This is a genomic window from Paenibacillus sp. GCM10012306 (assembly GCF_042649265.1).
Classification (GTDB): Bacteria; Bacillota; Bacilli; order Paenibacillales; family Paenibacillaceae; genus Paenibacillus_AQ.
Genome location: NZ_JBHRYW010000002.1, coordinates 622,791 through 642,666, shown reverse-complemented (window position 1 = coordinate 642,666; position 19,876 = coordinate 622,791). Strand labels below are relative to the sequence as shown.

Genomic DNA, 19,876 nt, shown 5'->3' with positions numbered 1-19,876 from the left:
TTAGGCCCCCTTTCTCTTGAGAATAACGCCTTGTGTAGTTTGGATTTCATTCACACGATCGCCTATAGCTGCAAACTCGGCATACACACCGGTATCTTTTATCACATGAATCATCCATTGCTGAAAAGCTTGTTCCCCAAGTTCCCACTTATGATCGTCATGACGGAAATGGCTTAGTTCATAATAGCGGTTAAAGTCCGCATTAGGCGTCGTAATAATGAGTTGGTCAAAATCAATAGACGTGCAGATTTGCCGGATTAACTCAGCAGCCTCATCCAGACTCATATGTTCAATCACTTCCGTTAAAATCACATCTACCAGCTCCCCGTTATAGCTTTCCAGGAACTGATCAATGGAGCTTGTGAGGACAATATTGTCGATATTCTTGGCCATTGCTTTACGCTTCACCGTCTCCAGACGCTCTTCGTCAATATCAATCGCATAGTAGCTTGCCTCCAGCTTTCCTGCAAAAGGAATGGCATAGAACCCTTCCCCGCAGCCAATATCTACAATCGACTTATCGAAGGCCAAGACACTTCCAATATGCATTCTTCGTTGTAGTGCCGTTCCCCCGTAGGCGAATTGGATATCATAACGATCTGTTTTTTCCAACTCACCCTTGTACTTGTGGAACCGGACCTTCGACGATAGAAAATTGCGCACGAACAGGCTGCGGATATAAAACGGCGCGTCCATGACATTCACGCTCTTGATATATTTATCAAGAACACTGTCCGAAATATCGATGTACTCATTGCCGAAGGCCGAGAGGAACAGACACAGTACACCCGCAACATGCAGGAGCTGGTAGAGGCTTTTGCTCGTTTTCACCGTTAAGGAATAACTTTTGAGCGCCAGATGACTCATTTCGAACGTGAAGTCCGGCAAATGCTTTTCAAAAAAATCAATATACCGCACCAATTCAATATGAATCATATTGATGAACAAGGTCTGCTCATACCCTTCAACATCTCGCTCATCCTGTACCCTTAGCGGCGCTGAGAAAAATTCGTTCATTGCATTCAGTGGAAACAACGGCGTATTGTACCGCGACACATTCAAATACTCGAAGTTCTCCTGCTCATGCTGCTTATAGGAAATTTCATTATCCGCATCTTTAAAATACACGTTATACGTCTGAGCATCGGTATACCATCCATAGGCTATGCCTTTACGAATAGGGCGAATCATCATACCGGAACCGGGATTCTTTTTGATCAAAAATGAAAACTGCGGATTTGTGGACCTCACCTGGAGGATCGCCATTTCTATCATCCCCTCACTTACAATTTCAGCTTCTCTTGTGGTTTATTTTCGCGCAATCGCTTGTTCCTGAACATGGTAAAAGTATTACGAGCACAAAAAAAGCACAGCATTCCACCTATTAACATCTGTGCCTTATAATTAAGAAAAGAGAGGGTAAGAATGAGGCCACATAATCAGTAAAAACTCTTATAAGTCGTTTGGGAAAATTTCTATACGGAGTGTGTAAAATGAACTTAAAACAAAAGTTGATGCTAATAAAAGAAAATGGTTACCAAGCACCTCCCGATACGTTCCAGTTGGTACAAGAAATGTTACATAACATCGGTGCTTTGGATGCTGAGCTACGTGATGACCTAATTTATATAACCCTATCACATTGGATCCCTAGTAATGCTTTAACTGCAAACGAACTAGAACAAATTCTCCCCATTGTTTTGGATAACAACCATTTGCTGTTTAAGCTTGGTGAAACATATACAGACTCTGTTTTTACTCGATCTTTCTCTATGCTTGTCATACCGCTCTTCCTCATACGGCATAGAGAATCACCATTTCTCTCAAGAGAGCAAATTCATCAGATAAAAGAGAAAGTATTTTACAATGTACAAGAAGAGCGGGATTACCGAGGGTATGACCAAGAAAAAGGCTGGGCTCATGCCATGGCCCATGCAGCAGATGCTTTAGACGATCTGGCTCAGTGTTCTGAACTGGATAAAAATGACCTCCTAACCATCCTCGATTTGGTTTACGACAAGATGACCATAACCGATCGGATTTACTCTGATGGGGAAGATAAGAGAATGGTAAATTCCATTATTAGTATTTTAAATAGAAAATTGCTTAGTCAGACTGATGTTGAGCAATGGATTCAACGTTTTGGTGATGTGAAGAACAACTCGGAATTTCTTTCTACCTCTAAGCAAAAAAATAATATAAAGAACTTTTTGGAAAGTTTATACTTTCGAGTTAAATCTCACAAAGCAGATGCCGATCTCTGTCCAATTATCGAGCGTACACTATATAATGTAGAGCAAGTATACTATTCCTAATTAAGAAAAAAGCGAGGGAAACAGCACCCTCACTTTTCGCAGTAATCTTGATTTGCTTATTCACAGGTCTGATTAAGTAAGCTACGTTAAATCATATCCTCCGGCTTGACCATGCTGTCAAATTGCTCTGCAGTCAGCAGATTTAGGCGTACGGCGGCTTCCTTAAGGGTAAGCCCTTCTTTATGGGCCAGCTTGGCGATCTTGGCTGCATTCTCATAGCCGATATGGGGATTCAGTGCAGTGACCAGCATCAGAGAATGATGCAGATTCCGTTCAATCGTGTTCACATTGGGTTCAATCCCTTGCGCACAATGCTCGTCAAATGAAATCATCGTATCGGCGAGAAGCTGGCACGATTGCAGAAAGCTGTGAATGATGACCGGTTTGAACACATTCAGCTGAAAATTACCCTGGCTGGCAGCCATGCCGATGGTCACATCATTGCCGAACACCTGACACACCACCATCGTCATCGCTTCGCTCTGCGTCGGGTTGACCTTGCCCGGCATGATGGAGCTGCCCGGCTCATTCTCCGGTATGCTGATCTCGCCAATGCCGCTGCGCGGGCCGCTCGCCAGCCAGCGAACATCGTTGGCGATCTTCATCAGATCGCCGGACAACGCCTTCAATGCGCCATGCACATACACGAGTTGATCATGGCTCGTCAGCGCATGGAACTTGTTGGCGGCGGAAGTGAATTCGCCGGACAGCTCTGCGGCAATCACTGCCGCTGTCCTGGCACCAAACTGCGGATGGGCGTTGATGCCTGTGCCCACAGCCGTTCCGCCGATCGCCAGCTCTAGCAGCGACTTCGAACTGGCCTCAATGAACTGCTCGCACTTCTCAAGCATGGCCGTCCAGGCTCTGATTTCCTGACCGAGGGTGATCGGGGTCGCATCCTGCAGATGAGTGCGCCCAATCTTAATAAGGTCTTTGAACGATTCCGCTTTCCCGGCCAGTGTAACCTTAAGCTGCCGGATCGCAGGCAGCACCTGCCGCTCTACGGCAAGATATGCGGCAATATGCATTGCGGTAGGGAAAGTATCGTTGGAGCTTTGGCTTTTGTTCACATCATCATTGGGATGAATTACAGCCGAGGCCCCACTGGCCTTCAGAATTTCATTTCCCCGGCGAGCGATGACCTCATTAACATTCATATTGGTCTGGGTGCCGCTGCCCGTCTGCCACACTGCAAGTGGAAAATGCTCATCAAAGTCACCGGCCAGAATCTCGTCCGCCGCCTGTACAATCGCTTGCGATTTGGTGGTGTCCAACACGCCTAGCTCCGCGTTGGCCTGTGCCGCCGCCTTCTTGATCAGCGCTAGCGCATAGATCAGGGCGCGGGGCATTTTTTCGCTGCCAATTTTGAAATTCTCTAGACTACGCTGGGTCTGGGCACCCCAGTATTTATCTGCCGGCACCTGCACTTCTCCAAGCGTATCTCTTTCTGTACGATAATCCATGTCATCACCTCATTTTTAGATTTGAAATCCGTCCATAAGCGGCATTCCACACCGTCGTGTAAGCCGAGTCCGTCATAGACAAGAACATGGCGATGCTGCTCCGTATTTAATCCTCCACAACGCGAAAAGCGAAAGGAGAACATTCGCCGCTTAAAGATTCTGCTGCGCTACTGTTCATACTTTCGCTTTTCGACAAAAACTATTCTCTATGCAGCAGCGATGCTCCCGCAATTCCCGGATGGGTCATTTCATAAGGATCGAGGATCATGTTCAGTTCTTCCTCGGTCAGTACATTGTATTTCAGGCATAGCTCTCGTACAGATTCTCCGGTCAGGATGGCCTCACGGGCAATTCGGGAGACAACCTCATAACCCAGGTGTGGATTGACGGCGGTGATTATGCCGACACTGCGTTCCACTTCCTGTGCCAGCTTTTCTTTGTTCGCTTCAATTCCGGCCAGACAATAATCTGTGAAGACCCGGAACGAGTTGTTCATAATGCTGATCGACTGGATCAGGTTGAAGACCAATACCGGCTCCATCACGTTCAGCTCCAGTTGTCCTGCTTGAGATGCCAGACAGATCGTGTGATCGTTTCCAATAACCTGGAAAGCCACCTGATTGATGACCTCTGCCATAACCGGATTGACCTTGCCTGGCATGATCGAAGAACCTGGCTGACGGGCCGGAAGCGAGATTTCATTGAATCCGGAACGTGGACCAGAGGCCATCAGCCGCAGATCATTGGCGATTTTGGACATGTTCATCATACAAACCTTCAGTGTCGCTGACACTTCAGTGTAAGCATCTGTATTCTGGGTAGCATCCACTAGATGGTCTGCGGTCACCAGCGGGAAGCCGCTGATCTCTGCCAAATGGCGGACAACCTGCACAATATAATCAGGATCGGCATTCAGCCCGGTGCCTACCGCTGTTGCACCCATGTTCACTTCGTATAAATGATGCCGAGAATGTTCGATGCGCTTGATGTCGCGTTCCAGTACTCTGCTATAGGCTTCGAATTCCTGGCCAAGCCGAATCGGTACAGCATCCTGGAGATGTGTCCGGCCCATTTTAATCACCGGATCGAACTCTTGGGCTTTCTGCAAAAATACCTCATGCATACTCCGCATGGTGGACAGCAGTTGCTCCAACAGTGACAGTGTGGCAATATGTATCGCTGTAGGGAAAGCGTCATTCGTAGACTGGGCCATGTTAACATGAGAGTTCGGGCTGAGCTGCAGATAATCGCCCTTCTCCTTGCCTAGTAGCTCCAGTGCACGGTTAGCGATTACTTCGTTGGCATTCATGTTCAGCGAAGTACCCGCACCGCCCTGAATAGGGTCCACAATAAATTGGTCATGCCACCTACCCTCAATGATTTCACCTGCTGCTTGTACAATCACTTCTCCGAGTCCTTTGTACAGTCTGCCCACTTCCATATTGGCCAGTGCAGCGGCTTTCTTCACGATCCCCATCGCTTTGATTAATTCACCATGCACCCGATAGCCGGTAATCGGAAAATTCTCGACCGCACGTAGCGTCTGAATACCGTAATAGGCGTGCTTTTCTACCTGTTTACTACCCAGAAAGTCTTTTTCCACGCGAAATTCAGTCTCTGACACCGTTCATACCTCCGCATTGTTTCTTTATTGTATAGGCCATAGTCCAAGACAATAGTTCATCCTATATTTCCCTATTGCCTACTAGGATAATACCCTTAATTTAAAGAATTGTCTCCATCTATATTCAATAAAAATTATGAAAACTGGAAAACCGCAATGAAAAATTTCACATTGGAGAAAAAGAGGGGGCCATCACAGCAATCGTTCACCCCGTTCGTTCAGAACCACCCTTCCGTGTTGCCCTGCCTGGTCAATCTCTTTGCAGAACAGAATCCGCCCGCTCCTGCAATCGTCATCATGATCTTGCAATGGAATCATGTTCACTGGAACCATGGTCACTGGCAGCAGATCCGCAGTCTGACTATCTAAAACCAGCTTATCACTGGCATAGATCAGCAAATCCCCCATCTCCAAAGCTACTGTAAGCCTTCTTCCAGAGTGATCAGCATAATGGAACTCTACTTGCTGGGACTTCAAAGAAATACAGCCCTCTACCTCGGGGCTCTGCACTGAAGATATCTGCGCCTGTCTCCCCCGAATTCTCAGCCCTTCGAGATCCAACCATAATTCAGGCTGCTCCCATAGTCCGGCAAAAGCTTCATACACCCTGTAACGCAGCAGAATATCCCACATGTATGGATGAGATCGAATTGCTGATAAATCCTTATTCCACAAGGCCGTTTGCCTGTCAGCTTCAGTGGGCATCAAGGAAAGAAGGCGCAGAACATAAAACTTCGGGACGGCCCTCCGCAACAGAAAATGTCCCTGCTCTCGCCAACAATGCCAATCCTCTTCCGTCCACCTCGGTTGCCCTTCTCCGCTTGTGTCGCAGTTGTTTGATAGCATATATTCCTGGACCTCCTTCACAATGGGAGTTCATTAGAATCATCTCTCAAGTATATATAAAGTAACTTTATAAAGTTGTTTTAATAATACACATTAAAAATAACAACGCTACAAAAGATTGTCAATAGTTCTTCATCTGCCCCATTTTCCAAAGCTGAATAAATGAACCCAAATAGTATTTACGCTTGATAAATGAACATAAATGGAGTATTTTAAACACATATAAACCATTTTCGATTCAAAAAGGAGAATGATTACATCATGGAAAGACGTTACGCATCTCATCCCCAAGAAGTCAAACAGTTCGATACTGAACGCCTGCGCAAGGAATTCCATATCCCCGTCCTCTTCGTTCCCGATGAGCTGAAGCTGGTGCTGACCCATGAGGACCGCATGATCATTGGCGGCGCACAACCGGTGACGCAAGAAGTACAACTGACAACAGATCTAAAGGAGCTCGGTGTTAGCTATTTCCTGGAACGCCGCGAGCTTGGGGTAATTAATGTTGGCGGCACAGGAACGGTGACCGTAGACGGAACCTCCTATGAACTGGGTACGAAAGAATGTCTGTACGTAGGCCAGGGCTCTAAAGAAGTTAGCTTCAAAAGCAACGATAGTACGCAGCCGGCCAAATTCTATCTGAACTCAGCTCCAGCGCATCAATCCTACCCTACCGCCAAGACCACACTGGCAGAGGCTGATTCCAGCGCGCTCGGGGATATCAAGAACTCTAACGAACGCACCATTTATCGCTTTATTCACACCAATGGCGTACAAAGCGCGCAGCTGGTTATGGGCATGACCGAGCTCAAGCCCGGAAACATGTGGAATACGATGCCTGCCCATATTCATCCACGCCGGATGGAAGCCTATTTCTATTTTGGACTCCCGGAAGATGCAGCAGTGTTCCATCTCATGGGTGAGCCGGACGAGACCCGCCATATTGTTATGAGCAACGAGCAAGCAGTCATTTCTCCAAGCTGGTCGATTCACAGCGGCGTAGGCACAAGCAATTATACATTTATCTGGAGCATGGCCGGAGACAATAAAAGATATGATGATATGGACCCCGTATCCATAAAAGAATTACAATAGAATCACTACATTTACGGAAAGCTGAGGCACAAGGATGAACCCGATACGACGGCATGAGATGATTATGGAGGTTCTGCTGAACCAAAAGGATGTAACGGTCAATGAACTGAGTGACAAACTCCAGGTCACAGGTAAAACGATACGTGAGGACCTGACTCGACTGGAGGAGCAAGGACTAATTGTCCGTGTGCACGGCGGTGCCGTGCTAGCGCAGAGCGACCAATTCGGCATTCTGCCGTCCCGGGAGCCGCTCGACAAATACGCCGAAGAGAAAAGCGAGATCGCGCAGATCGCGCTGGCCCACATCGATGAGGATGATATTATCGCGCTGGACGGGGGCAGCACCACGCTTGAGATCGCCCGGCGACTGGACAATCGGCCGCTGACCGTCATCACCAATGATGTACATATCATCAGCGAACTGGCTCCCAAGGAGCACATCCGTCTCGTCGTTCCCGGAGGGTACCGTGTCCGCAACATGCTGGCTGGTCCCGAAGCCGTCGCCTATGTGCAGAAGCTTAATATTCAAAAAGCTTTTCTCTCGGCCACTGCCGTTCATCTCGAACACGGTCTTTCGATCTATACGGGAGATTTAATCGAATTCAAGCAAGCCCTGGTCGCCACAGCTCGGCAAGTAATTGCGGTGGTTAACCATCATAAATTCGGCCACACTGCACTCCGTACGTTCGCCTCACTGGAGGAAGTAGATCTCATACTTACTGACAGTGGCCTCCCGCCGGAGACCGCGCAACAGTTCTGGAACGCCGGTGTAACCCTGGAGTGCGGAGCAAGGCATTAATTACCTTCAAAGGCTTAAAAGGAGTGAAATCCATATGTCATCCTTATTCAACTTGTCTGGCAAAACGGCTCTCGTTACCGGAGGCGCCCGCGGACTCGGACAAGGCATCGCGCTTGGCCTAGCCGAAGCAGGCGCAGATATCGTCTCGGTCTCATTCAATCCCAGCGACCATACATTAGAAGCTGCCGCAGCCCACGGTGTCAAAACGCTTGGCATCGAGGCGGATCTCAGTCAGCACAGCGGACTTCAGGCTGTCTTTGACGAAGCCCTGACTCTTACCGGCCATGTCGATATCCTCGTCAATAATGCCGGTATCATCCGCCGGGCACCCGCGGAGCAGCACAGTGAACAGGATTGGTTCGATGTCATCGATCTTAACTTGCATACGGTCTTTCTGCTCTCGCAAATTGCCGGTCGTCACTTCCTGGAACGTAAATCCGGCAAAATCATTAACATCTGCTCCATGCTCTCCTACCAGGGTGGCATCACTGTTCCCGGCTATACCGCGAGCAAGCACGGAGTCGCCGGGCTGACCAAGGCCTTAGCCAATGAATGGGCAGGTCATGGCATCAACATCAACGCCATCGCCCCCGGCTACATGGCTACAGATAATACCGCGCCAATTCGGGCTGATGAGAAGCGGGCCGAATCCATTCTGGAGCGCATCCCCGCAGGGCGCTGGGGGTCACCGGACGATATTAAAGGTCCGGCTGTCTTCCTGGCCTCGGCCGCTTCCGACTATATGAACGGCCATGTTCTGGCCGTAGATGGCGGCTGGTTGGCCAGATAGCTGCACAACTTAAAGGGAGGCCCTCTGCCATCTGCGGCAAGAGGCCTCCCCTTTTTTGATAATTAGCTTCCTATTTCTCTTCTCTAATATCTCCCTCAGTATTTTCCTTCCTATTTTTGCGCTACCAATATCACCTACAGGTATCTTACTTTACGCTCATATAGCGTTCGTAAGCATCTGTCCGGATTTTAATCAATTGTTCTAATCCCATATCGTTAAGCTTCTTGATGTAAATATCCCAAGTATCGTCGATTCCGCCTTTCGTAACCCACTGGGCGCGCATGGTGGACACGTAGCCGTCAATATCAGTGGTGAGCGTTGGCAATTCCTTGAACTCCTCTGCTGTATACATTACGTTCGGGAACGGCGTCGTGACGAATTTGTTGCCCAGCTTGTCGAGCTCCTGCTTCAGTCCATCCCCGGTTTCCGGATTCAGTACGATGTTCTTCTCGAACGAAGGACTTACATATTTCGGACCAAAATCACGCAGCGATTGCTCCCAATACCAGGCATCCGCGCTGGTACCAGCCGGAGGGTCCATCAGGGTATAGGTACCATCGTCATTCTTCTTGATCACAGTACCGATTGCGCCCCAGAAATTCTGGATGCTGGCTTCATTCGTATAGAACTGGTCCGCCCAACGAGCGGCGATCTCCGGATTTTTGCAAGAAGTCGTAATCAACATCTCGTTCCGGTTATAGCTCAGACCACTCGGATCTCCAGGCTGATATTTCTTCCCGTCTGGACCGGTAAGCGGTGGAATCGCAATATATTGATCCTTCCACTTGCCGAATACGGCATCCGGTGTCCATTGATAGGTGAAGCCGACGATAGCGGCATCTGCATTCTGCTGTTTGGCCGATGTCATGCTGTTATCCTGTGTGTACAGCTCTTTGTCGATCAAGCCTTCACTGTATAGTTGATGTGCCCATTTGAGGCCTTCTTTATATTCGTCGGATGTCGGGATGAAGAGCGGCTTGCCGTCTCTGACCATCATGCTGTTTAAATTGATGTCGGTGATGCCAAACGGAGTAAGAAAATCCCCCAATCCATTTTCCGTAAAAGGAATCTCGTCATTCTTGCCGTTCCCGTTCGGGTCCTTCTCCTTGAAAGCTTTCAGAATATTGTGAAGATCGTCTATGGTGTCCGGGACCTTCAGTCCCAATTTATCAAGCCATGCCTTATTGATGACAGGCTGGTTCTTGCTCTGCGGCCGGGCCGGCAGCCTAGTTGGCAAAGAGTATATTTTTCCGTCGGGATAAGTGCTGATCTTTCTAAGCTCTGGTGTCTCATCCATAGCCGCTTTAAGGTTAGGCATATACTGGGCGATATAATCATCCAGCGGGCGGAAATAACTGAGGTTATTCACGATATCCGAATCAGTGAACGTTTGGTTACCTATAATGATGTCCGGCAGCGTACCGCTGGCCAACATGATGGATTTCTGTTCAGCCCAGTCGTTGGAGGAGACCACTTGCCATTCGATTTTCACATTCGTGTTCTTCTCCAGATCCTTAAGCCACTGATTATTAGTGAAGGTATCTCCCATATTGCCCCAACGCATCGTCAGAACTTTCAGGGTCACCGGCTCTGTCACAATCGGCAGGCCTTCCTTGTTGAAGCTGCCCGGTGTCTTGGCCGCAGTATTGTCATTTCCTCCCCCGCACGCTGTGAGTCCAAACAGTAATGTAGTCGCAAGCATCATCGTCGCCATTTTTTTAACTGAAGCTTTGGTAGATTTGCTCATCATATTTCCCCCGTTTCATTGTTATGAGAAGTTCTTGTCTACTCCTTCACGGCGCCGATCATCACCCCCTGGTTAAAGTACTTTTGCACAAACGGATAAATGCACATGATCGGCACAGTTGCTACAATAATGACGGAATAACGCATCATGCTGGCGAGTCGCAGGGCAATTTGGGCGGCTTCACCGGTTCCTATCCCCGACTGCATTTGGTTGGTGATCAGAATATTGCGCAATATTAGCTGCAGTGGATACAGATTCGGGTTCTTCAGATAGATCAGCGCGTTAAAAAAGGAATTCCAATACCCTACGGCAATCCAGAGTGCCAGTACGGCTATGATTGCTTTGGATAGCGGCAGTACAACCAGAATAAAGTACCTCAGGTTGCCACAGCCGTCGATTTGGGCCGCCTCCCATAAATCTCCGGGAATGCTGGTTTGGAAGAAGGTCCTGGCCACGATGATATTGAACACCATTACGGAAAAAGGCAGGACCATCACAAGAAACGTGTCATATAAATGGAAATCCCTAATCGTTAGAAAGGTCGGTATCAGGCCGCCATTGAAGAACATCGTAAAGATGAAGAACAGAGACAGAAACTTGCGTCCAACAAGATCTCTTCGAGATAGCGCATACGCCGCTGAGACATTGACAACTAGCCCAATCGCTGTGCCGACCACGGTGTACATGATGGTATTTCTATAGCCGATCCAGATATTGTCGTGCTTCAGCAGCTCCTTATAGCCATCCAGAGTGAAGCCGCTGGGAAAGAACCACACCCTCCCGTTCGCTACGGCGGACGGATCACTAAATGAAGCGATTACAATAAAATACAGCGGGTAGATTAGTATCACAAGGAACAACACCGCAACAATGTAAACACCAAACTCCATTACCCAGTCGGAGGACCGGTTTCTGATGCTCCGATGCTGCTGGATTACAGGTTCCAATTCGCTCATTTGTGCACCCCCTTCCTACCATAGACTGTTTTCACTAACTTTCTTGGAGATCTGATTCACAAGAATCAGCAGAATAAAGTTAATGATGGTATTGAACAGATTGATTGCCGACGAGAAGCTGTATTGGCTGCTTAGCAGCCCTATTTTGTAAACATAGGTAGACAGAATTTCGCTGGAGGGTAAGTTCAGATCGTTCTGCATCAGGTACACCTTCTCGAATCCGACACCCAGCAGTCCGCCGACCCGCAAGATCAGCAGCGTTACCGCCGTTGGCATCAGCATGGGAATATCGATGTACCGGATTTTGTGCCAGCGGCTGGCCCCATCCACGGTTGCAGCTTCATATAAGCTCGGGTCCACCGCAGAAAGTGCAGCGATGAAGATAATGCTGTCCCAGCCGACATGCTGCCACACATCGGACCAGACATACACGCTGCTGAACAATGCGGACGAGCCCATCAGATCGGGAGGATCTCCACCAAACAGATTGTAGAGATTACCGACCAGCCCCGTACTGGGAGAGAACAAGATCAGCATCAAGCCCACCATAACGACCGTCGAGATAAAGTGCGGCATGTAGGATACTGTTTGAAAAAAACGTCTGAACCGGTTCGGCCGCATCTGGTTAACCATCAGTGCCAGCATGATCGGAATCGGGAAGGTCACCATGCTGTAGAGACTGATTACCAGCGTGTTCTTCAGGGTTGCGGAAAATTGATAGGAGTTAAAGAACTTCTCGAAGTATCTGAGCCCCGCCCAAGGGCTGCCTCCTATTCCAGAAGCCGGACTGTAATCCTTAAACGCAATGAGCACCCCGTACATCGGCTTGTAGGCGAATAGCAGGGTCAGTATTACAGCGGGAAAAAGCAGTACATAAAGCCCCCAGTTACGCCTGATCAGTGCCCATGTCCGTCTTGTACTGAATTGACCGGATGGCATATGAATCCATTCCCTTCCCCTAAAGATGTGGCTGAAGCTTTCCTCCACCCTCGCTGCTCAATCGATTGAACATCTTCAGTATAACGGTCCCCGCGTAACAATATCGGACCTCATAGGACCGCTATTCGGACATTTCCAGCACCATATTCCCGCCAAATTTGATCCCTCCCCTGACGCGTGACAAAAGCATATTGAAATCCAGACTTTTCCATGTTCTTTCCGGACTTTGCGGTCAAAAGCGTATTTTTAGCCATGTTTTTTTAAAATGAAAGTCTTATAATGTTTTTATTACCAAATAAAACGCATTCATAACTATGTGTCCAGAAAGGATAGCGCCCCTGGCCTATGGGAAAACACAAACCGAGCAAGCCGTATTCCATCAAATATTACGTACGAATTATGCTCGTCATTTCCTTCATCGCATTAGTTGTGGACCTCGCGATCAGCATTGCTTCCATCTCCATCGTCAAGCAGCAGTCCACCCGGTATCTGCAAGACACCGCCGAGCTCTATATCAAACGTATTAACTATGACTTTAATTACATCAGTCACTTTATGGGCTGGGCTTTAGCCAATGATGATAACATCAAGACGATGAGTAACTCCCCCGTGGAAAGCATCGACTTCCGGGAGGGAAACGAGAAGCTGCGTATGCGTTTTGCGGAGCTGCAAAGAAACTACGGTCAAGGATATAACTTCTTCTTCTATCTGGAGAAACATAACTTCTTTCTGAACTGCGCGCCGATGACCCTGTCCTACAGTGACTATCTGGAGGTCAAAAGACAGATTATCTCTTTGACCGAGAACAAAGGGGTCTACGACAAGTTCTATGCCAAGTGGACCCCTATTCTCGCCAATGGCAAGTATTTCATTATTAGCTTTGTGCCTTATCATGACCGTTACCTGGTGGGGCTTATCTCCGCGAATGACCTGATTGCTCCTCTACAGCAAATGAACCTGGGCGCCGACGGTTATGCCTCCCTGGTCTATAAGCACGGCACGATCGTTTCCGGACCAGATTATGAAAAAGGACCTGAACAAAGTATCCATGAAGAGACTAAACCCTCCTTTCTCGATCTGATCCAGTCCCGGACGACGGTGATCAGCGATTTTGCCAACGCTTCATTAAGCGTCAAGATGGTCATTAAATTCGGCACCTTTGAGAAAATCATGATTGCTCAGCTGCTGATTCTCGTCCTGTTTTTCCTGCTGATCTTCACCCTGAGCGCTGTGATGATGCTATTCATGCGGAAGGTGCTAAGTCCCATCCAGAGCTTCTCGGAGAACTTGGGGCGCATTAATGCAGAGGGTGAACCGGCAGATTTCGAGAGCAGCACAATCATCGAGCTGGAGCAAGCAAATGGACAGTTCAAGCAGCTTGTGGATCAGCTCAAAAAATTCAAAATCGAAATGTACGAACAGGAGCTGGAGAAGCAGAAGATTCGGCTCGATTACATGAAAATGCAAATCAAACCCCACTTTTTTCTCAATTGCCTGACCAGCATTTACAGCATGGCCCAAATTCAAATGTATGAAGAAATTGAAGAAATGTCGATGGCTACATCTAAGTATTTTAGGTACATTTTTCAGAGCGGAGAGAATTTCGTACAGCTGGAGGATGAAATCGAGCATGTGCGGATCTATCTGGATATTCAGAAATCACGTTACCGGAATGCGTTCTCTTATCATATCGAGCGTCCTTTGAGCATGGAAGGATTGCAGATTCCGCCCCTGGTGCTTCAGACTTTTATTGAGAATTCCGTGAAGTACGCAGTCTCAAGAAATCAGGAGCTGCAAATCAGGCTGTCGGTGTTTACCCCTTATAATGCGGAAGCAGGTGACAAGGCTTGTATCCGAATCACTGATACCGGGCCGGGTTTTCCGCCAGAAATCCTGGAGAAGCTATCGCGGGGAGACCTACTAGATCAAACCGATGGACACCGGATCGGGATCACGAATACTCAGCAAAGGCTGGAGCTGCTGTACGGACGACAGGCGGAGGTTCATTTCTCTAATATGCTGAGCGGCGGGGCCTGCGTAACCATCCTGCTTCCCAAAGTACCACAGACATGAAGCTGACAAGGAGGGAGTTTGCCGATGAATGCTTTGCTTGTGGATGATGATTATTTTGTAATTACCGCACTGGAAAAAAGGATTGATTGGGCCGCTTTGTCTATTGATCATATTTATACCGCCTACAATGTGGCGCAAGCACGTGAAATTCTGCTTCAGCATCCGGTGCACATTCTCATCTGTGATATCGAAATGCCTCAAGGAAGTGGGCTCGAGCTGCTTGCCTGGATACGTTCTGAGCAGTACAGCATTCAGACCATTTTCCTGACCAATTATGCCGATTTCAATTATGCGCAGAAAGCGATAGAGCTGCAAAGCTTTGACTATTTCCTGAAGCCGATTGAGTTCGATAAGCTGACCCTGATTATTCATAAGGCTGTCGCCAAGGCCAAGGAGCAGCAAAATAATGAGAAAGCGATTCGCGAAGGCGTGCTGTGGCAGAAAAATAGAAGCAAGATGATTGAACACAGCTGGCGCAGACTAATCACCGGAAGAGCTTTTCCGGCGGACCCTGCTCATATAGCTCCTTATTTGGCCGAACAGAATCTTCCCTATCAGCCCTGCGATCTCTTCCTGCCCGTGCTGGTTAATCTGTTTCCATATGACAGAAGTCTGGGCAAGGAAGACAAGAATCTGTTCGACTATGCTCTGCTAAATGTGATGCATGAATTATTCCAGCACCCCCTCTTTCAAGTGGAAGCGATCACAGAGATCAAGGATTATAACTGGATGATTATTCTAAAATGGAACTCTAATCCTGATCCCGGAATGCTTGAAGACCATTGTTCCTCCTTCATAGCCCAGGCCAACAGATTTCTGAAATGCGACGCCTGCTGTAACATTGGTAAATCTCTGACGCTTGGGGCGATCCGCAAGGAGATTCAGGAGCTACTGGTAATGAATGAGGAAATGATCAAACACCGCAACCAGACTTTTCTGCTTGAACATTACCGCAAATGTGAGGCGATCTACAACCCGCCCGATCTGATCCTGCTGGAGCAGCTGCTGAATGAGAACAGCTACACTGCATTCCTGGAGCTGACCTCAGACTATCTGCATGAACTGATTCAGGGCCATATCGTCAACACCTCGGTGCTCAGCTTGCTGCGGCTGGACATTGTCCAGCTTGTATACGCCCATCTCAAGAGTAAAGAGATCGAAGCACATAAACTCTATATGGGCAGGTCCGGAGATCAGCTGTTTATTCAGTCCCTTAATTCAATTGAGGATATGCAGCAATACATCGGCTATCTGGTTAATACTGCAGCGGAATACCGCAATTTTGCCGAGCAGCCCAAGTCAGTCGTGGAAGAGATCACCCATTATATCAAAACACACTGCGGCAACGATCTGACACGCAACAGCCTCGCAGAGATTGTCTATCTCAATCCGGATTATCTGGCCCGGCTCTTCAAGAAGGAGACGGGGATTTCACTCGGCAATTATATCATCCAGACCCGGCTGGCCGCCGCCAAGCATCTACTGGAAACCACCCGGCAGTCGGTCTATACCATCGCTAGTAAGGTCGGATATTCGAACTACTCACATTTCTCCAAGCTATTTAAGCTGGACAACGGCTGCAGTCCCAACGAATACCGTAAGAATCTGAGAGAACTGAAAGAACTGAAATCTGTTCCCGAATGGAACTGAGATTTCGGAGAGCATCCCAAAAAAGCGTCCACTCCCAGTCTTTCAATAGGGAGTGAACGCTTTTTAAGATTGGACATTCAAGACATTACACAGCTGCAAATTGGCTGTTATATAAGCGGGCGTAGTAGCCTCCGCTCGCTAGCAGTTCATCATGAGTGCCGCTCTCCACAATATCGCCGTCCTTCATGTAGAGAATGAGATCCGACTCACGAATCGTCGACAACCGGTGAGCGATCACAAAGCTGGTTCGTCCGGCAATCATCTTCAGGAATGCTTTCTGGATACGCACCTCTGTCAGTGTGTCAATACTGCTGGTTGCCTCATCCAAAATCAGCATTGGCGGATCCACCAGCATGACCCGGGCTATCGTCAATAGCTGCTTCTGTCCCTGGGACAGATTGTCACCAGAGCCGCTGATCCGGGTCTGATAACCGTCCGGCAGACGTTTGATAAAGCCATGCGCATTAGCAGCCTTGGCTGCAGCAATCACCTCTTCTTGGCTGGCCTCGGGCTTGCCATAGGCGATGTTCTCAAAGATCGTTCCACCGAACAGCCAGGTCTCCTGAAGCACCATCCCGAAATTGCGGCGCAGACTGTCCCGAGTGATGGTGTTAATATCCACTCCGTCTATCGCGATAGTTCCGCTGTCTACATCATAGAAGCGCATAAGCAGGTTAACCAGCGTCGTCTTCCCCGCTCCCGTCTGCCCTACAATCGCCACCCGCGTTCCCGGCTTCACTTCCAGACTGAACCCGGTAATGAGTGGCCGCTCCGGATCATAAGCAAAGCGCACCTGATCGAACGTAATCGTTCCCTGGCTGGTTGTAAGCTCCACAGCTCCCTCGGCATCCGGTTTCTCTGGTGCCAAATCCATAATCGCGAAGATACGCTGTGCTGAAGCCGTCGCTGATTGCAGCTGTGTGATCACTCCGGTGATTTCGTTGAACGGCTTAGCGAACAGGTTCGAATAGATCAAGAAGCTAGAGAGATCCCCTACCGTCAGGTGGTTCATAATGACCATGACACTGCCGATCATCGCAATGACCGAGAATGTCAGATTATTTACGAGTCGGGTCGTTGGGTTCGAGAGCGAGCCGTAGAACTGGGATTTCACACCCGTCTGGTACAGCGCTTCATTCTGTTCAGCAAACGCTGCAAAGGCACGCTCTTCATACTGATAAGCTTGAACAACCTTCTGCCCGCCCACCAGTTCTTCCACATAACCGTTCAGTCCACCGAGGATTTTAGCCTGATCCCGGAACATCTGCTGGGAGCGGGTCGTAATAAAACGCGCTGCAAAATACGAAGCCGGGGCGGACAGAAGTACCACAAGGGTCATAAGCGGACTGATGTAAAGCATCAACCCAATCGCTCCAGCAATCGTAACTACACCGGTTAGCAGTGTAGAAAAACCTTGCTGCAACCCGTCCGAGACAGCATCCATGTCGTTGACAAAACGGCTGATGCTATCCCCTTGCGGATGATTATCATGAAATTTCAGCGGCAATACGTTCAGCTTGTCGAATAGTTCACGCCGCATATCATTGATGGTTCGATAAGCGATCCGGTTCATAAGCGCCGTAAGCAGCCATCCGAAGAGACTGCCGACGAGGTAGATAGCGCCGAGAATGAGCAGCAGGCGTAGGACAGCTGGAAAGTCGACTTTTCCTGGACCGATCATAAAATCAATCGCCTTGCCGATCAGCAGCGGCCCAATCAAACTGGCCACTACGCTGAGAATGGCACAGATGACCGCAAGGATCATCAGGCTCCGATACTGGGATGTATAAGCGATGAGTCTCTTCCACGTATTATTTCTTTTCATTGTCCAGACTCCTCACTCGATAACTGGGACAGGCAGATTTCTTTATACTCTGCACAGCCCTCCATCAGTTCTTCATGACTTCCGATGCCGGCAATCCGCCCTTCCTCAAATACGATAATTTTATCAGATTGCCGTACTGTGCTTACCCGTTGGGACACCACAAGTACGGTCATTTCCCGGCTATATTCTTTTAGCTCCTTGCGCAATGCTGCATCGGTGGCAAAATCAAGTGCGCTTGACGAGTCGTCGAGAATCAGAATCTGTGGCTTACGGATGACAGCACGCGCGATGGTCAAACGCTGTTTCTGTCCGCCGGACAGGTTCATTCCTCCTCTGGATACCTTAGTATCCAGTCCTTCCGGCAACTTGTGAATGAATTCGGCCGCCTGAGCCACTTCGGCTGCCCGCAAGATCTCCTCTTCCGTTGCCTCTTGGTTGCCCCAGCGGATATTATCTGCAATCGTGCCCGTGAACAGCAGTGCTTTCTGCGGAACAATCGCAATTTTCTCCCGCAGCCGGGATAGCGGATACTCTCTGACATCCATGCCATCTACTGTGATACTGCCCTCCACCGCATCATAGAAACGAGGAATCAGATTCACAAAGGTGGACTTCCCGGAACCGGTACTGCCGATCAATCCCACCGTCTCTCCCCGGTTAATGACCGCAGAGATGTTATCCAGCGCCAGCTCGCCGGTACTGCTGTATCCGAAGGACACCTGGTCAAATGCGATCTTGGATACCTCCTGGCCACCGGTAGGCTCCTGAAGACCAGTGTCCTTAACCGAAGAAGTCACTGCCAGCACTTCATTGATCCGGCTCGCCGAAGACGACGCCTTGGTGAAGATGATCACTAGATTGGAGACCACAATCAGGGCCAGCAGGATCTGAGTGACATAATTTATAAAAGCAATGATCTCCCCTTGCGAGAGACGACCGTTATCGATGTGAAAACCACCCGCCCACAATATAGCTATGATTGCTGCGTTCACCACTAGCGTGGTGAGCGGTCCCAGCCAGGCAGAGATACGTCCAACCCGAATCGCCGTAGCTGTCAAATCATCAGAGGATTCTGCAAAACGAGCCCGCTCCTGACGACTCTTGGCAAATGCGCGAATTACACGCAGACCAGACAGATTCTCGCTCAGCACCAGTGCCAAAGCATCCAGCTTCTTCTGGTACAGGCGATAAAGCGGAGATGTCCGACTGATAATCAAGTACAGAATAACCGCAACTACGGGCGTAGCTGCCAGCAGAATCAGAGACAGCCGGAAGTCGAGAATCATGGACATGATTATTGCTCCGATGCAGATGAACGGTGCCCGGATCACCAGGCGGATCAGCATAGCAACCGCCAGCTGTAGCTGATTTACATCATTCGTGATCCGATTGATCAACGAAGGCGTTCCAAAGGTATCCAGTTCGGCATAAGACAACGACGAAATATGACGAAACATCTTGTTACGAAGCGTGGTGCCAAAACCTTGTGAGGCACGGGCAGCATAATACTGGCAGATCATCGAGCAGCCGAAGCCGAGGAGTGACATCAGGAGCATCAACCCACCCAGCCGGTACACATATCCGCTATCCTGATGCCCGATTCCATTATTGATAATCAGGGCAACTAAAGTTGGTAACAACAACTCCAGGATCGCCTCCAGCAGTTTGAAGATGGGGCCGATGATGGCTTCTTTTCGATACGGTTTTAAATAAACGGCAATTTTGAACACTGGAATCCACACCTAACCTAAGAA

15 protein-coding genes are annotated in these 19,876 nt (G+C 48.7%); 6 read left to right on the top strand and 9 right to left on the bottom strand.

Annotated elements, in window-relative coordinates; translation table 11 throughout:
* Window positions 1–1,266: a class I SAM-dependent methyltransferase gene (locus tag ACFORK_RS06685; protein WP_379196887.1), complete on the bottom strand. Its 1,266-nt coding sequence runs from the start codon at window positions 1,264–1,266 to the stop codon at window positions 1–3.
* Window positions 1,267–1,493: 227 nt separating this feature from the next.
* Here ACFORK_RS06685 and ACFORK_RS06680 point away from each other — a divergent pair, with 227 nt between their 5' ends.
* Window positions 1,494–2,315 carry a DUF2785 domain-containing protein gene (locus ACFORK_RS06680; protein WP_379196886.1) on the top strand — a complete coding sequence of 274 codons (822 nt, stop codon included), beginning with the start codon at window positions 1,494–1,496 and terminating at the stop codon, window positions 2,313–2,315.
* Between the two features lie 86 nt (window positions 2,316–2,401).
* On the opposite strand, the gene fumC is transcribed toward ACFORK_RS06680, so the two are convergent.
* The 3 genes from fumC to ACFORK_RS06665 all read right to left on the bottom strand — a co-directional run bounded on the left by fumC (window position 2,402) and on the right by ACFORK_RS06665 (window position 6,248).
* Window positions 2,402–3,778 carry a class II fumarate hydratase gene (gene fumC, locus ACFORK_RS06675; RefSeq protein WP_379196884.1) on the bottom strand — a complete coding sequence of 459 codons (1,377 nt, stop codon included), beginning with the start codon at window positions 3,776–3,778 and terminating at the stop codon, window positions 2,402–2,404.
* Between the two features lie 199 nt (window positions 3,779–3,977).
* Window positions 3,978–5,402, bottom strand: coding sequence for an aspartate ammonia-lyase (gene aspA, locus ACFORK_RS06670; protein ID WP_379196881.1), 1,425 nt, complete (start codon window positions 5,400–5,402; stop codon window positions 3,978–3,980).
* A 192-nt stretch (window positions 5,403–5,594) separates the two neighbouring features.
* Window positions 5,595–6,248 (bottom strand): hypothetical protein, encoded by a 654-nt coding sequence (locus ACFORK_RS06665; RefSeq protein ID WP_379196879.1) that lies wholly within the window; start codon window positions 6,246–6,248, stop codon window positions 5,595–5,597.
* Window positions 6,249–6,509: 261 nt separating this feature from the next.
* On the opposite strand from ACFORK_RS06665, the gene kduI reads away from it, so the two are divergent.
* Genes kduI through kduD form a run of 3 tightly spaced genes read left to right on the top strand, consistent with a single transcriptional unit; the run spans window position 6,510 to window position 8,932 of the window.
* Window positions 6,510–7,343 (top strand): 5-dehydro-4-deoxy-D-glucuronate isomerase, encoded by an 834-nt coding sequence (gene kduI, locus ACFORK_RS06660; RefSeq protein WP_379196877.1) that lies wholly within the window; start codon window positions 6,510–6,512, stop codon window positions 7,341–7,343.
* A gap of 34 nt (window positions 7,344–7,377) precedes the next feature.
* Window positions 7,378–8,142: a DeoR/GlpR family DNA-binding transcription regulator gene (locus tag ACFORK_RS06655; RefSeq protein ID WP_379196875.1), complete on the top strand. Its 765-nt coding sequence runs from the start codon at window positions 7,378–7,380 to the stop codon at window positions 8,140–8,142.
* Window positions 8,143–8,176: 34 nt separating this feature from the next.
* Window positions 8,177–8,932 carry a 2-dehydro-3-deoxy-D-gluconate 5-dehydrogenase KduD gene (gene kduD / locus ACFORK_RS06650; RefSeq protein WP_379196873.1) on the top strand — a complete coding sequence of 252 codons (756 nt, stop codon included), beginning with the start codon at window positions 8,177–8,179 and terminating at the stop codon, window positions 8,930–8,932.
* A gap of 145 nt (window positions 8,933–9,077) precedes the next feature.
* On the opposite strand, the gene ACFORK_RS06645 is transcribed toward kduD, so the two are convergent.
* Genes ACFORK_RS06645 through ACFORK_RS06635 form a run of 3 tightly spaced genes read right to left on the bottom strand, consistent with a single transcriptional unit; the run spans window position 9,078 to window position 12,574 of the window.
* A complete protein-coding gene (locus tag ACFORK_RS06645; protein WP_379196871.1) occupies window positions 9,078–10,679 on the bottom strand; it encodes an extracellular solute-binding protein in 1,602 nt (533 codons plus the stop codon).
* A gap of 38 nt (window positions 10,680–10,717) precedes the next feature.
* Window positions 10,718–11,635, bottom strand: coding sequence for a carbohydrate ABC transporter permease (locus ACFORK_RS06640; protein WP_379196869.1), 918 nt, complete (start codon window positions 11,633–11,635; stop codon window positions 10,718–10,720).
* 15 nt (window positions 11,636–11,650) lie between these two features.
* Complete coding sequence (locus ACFORK_RS06635; RefSeq protein ID WP_379196867.1) at window positions 11,651–12,574, bottom strand: ABC transporter permease; 924 nt, start codon at window positions 12,572–12,574, stop codon at window positions 11,651–11,653.
* 345 nt (window positions 12,575–12,919) lie between these two features.
* Here ACFORK_RS06635 and ACFORK_RS06630 point away from each other — a divergent pair, with 345 nt between their 5' ends.
* Together ACFORK_RS06630 and ACFORK_RS06625 are read left to right on the top strand one after the other, a co-directional pair.
* A complete protein-coding gene (locus tag ACFORK_RS06630; protein ID WP_379196865.1) occupies window positions 12,920–14,647 on the top strand; it encodes a sensor histidine kinase in 1,728 nt (575 codons plus the stop codon).
* A gap of 24 nt (window positions 14,648–14,671) precedes the next feature.
* The gene (locus tag ACFORK_RS06625) at window positions 14,672–16,297 is read left to right on the top strand and encodes a response regulator transcription factor (protein WP_379196863.1); all 1,626 of its coding nucleotides are present in this window, start codon (window positions 14,672–14,674) and stop codon (window positions 16,295–16,297) included.
* 85 nt (window positions 16,298–16,382) lie between these two features.
* On the opposite strand, the gene ACFORK_RS06620 is transcribed toward ACFORK_RS06625, so the two are convergent.
* Together ACFORK_RS06620 and ACFORK_RS06615 are read right to left on the bottom strand one after the other, a co-directional pair.
* The gene (locus ACFORK_RS06620) at window positions 16,383–18,122 is read right to left on the bottom strand and encodes an ABC transporter ATP-binding protein (protein ID WP_379196861.1); all 1,740 of its coding nucleotides are present in this window, start codon (window positions 18,120–18,122) and stop codon (window positions 16,383–16,385) included.
* Entirely contained in the window at window positions 18,119–19,852 is a 1,734-nt protein-coding gene (locus ACFORK_RS06615) for an ABC transporter ATP-binding protein (RefSeq protein ID WP_379196859.1), read from the bottom strand. The genes ACFORK_RS06620 and ACFORK_RS06615 overlap by 4 nt, the downstream gene beginning before the upstream one ends.
* Window positions 19,853–19,876: the final 24 nt, after the last annotated feature.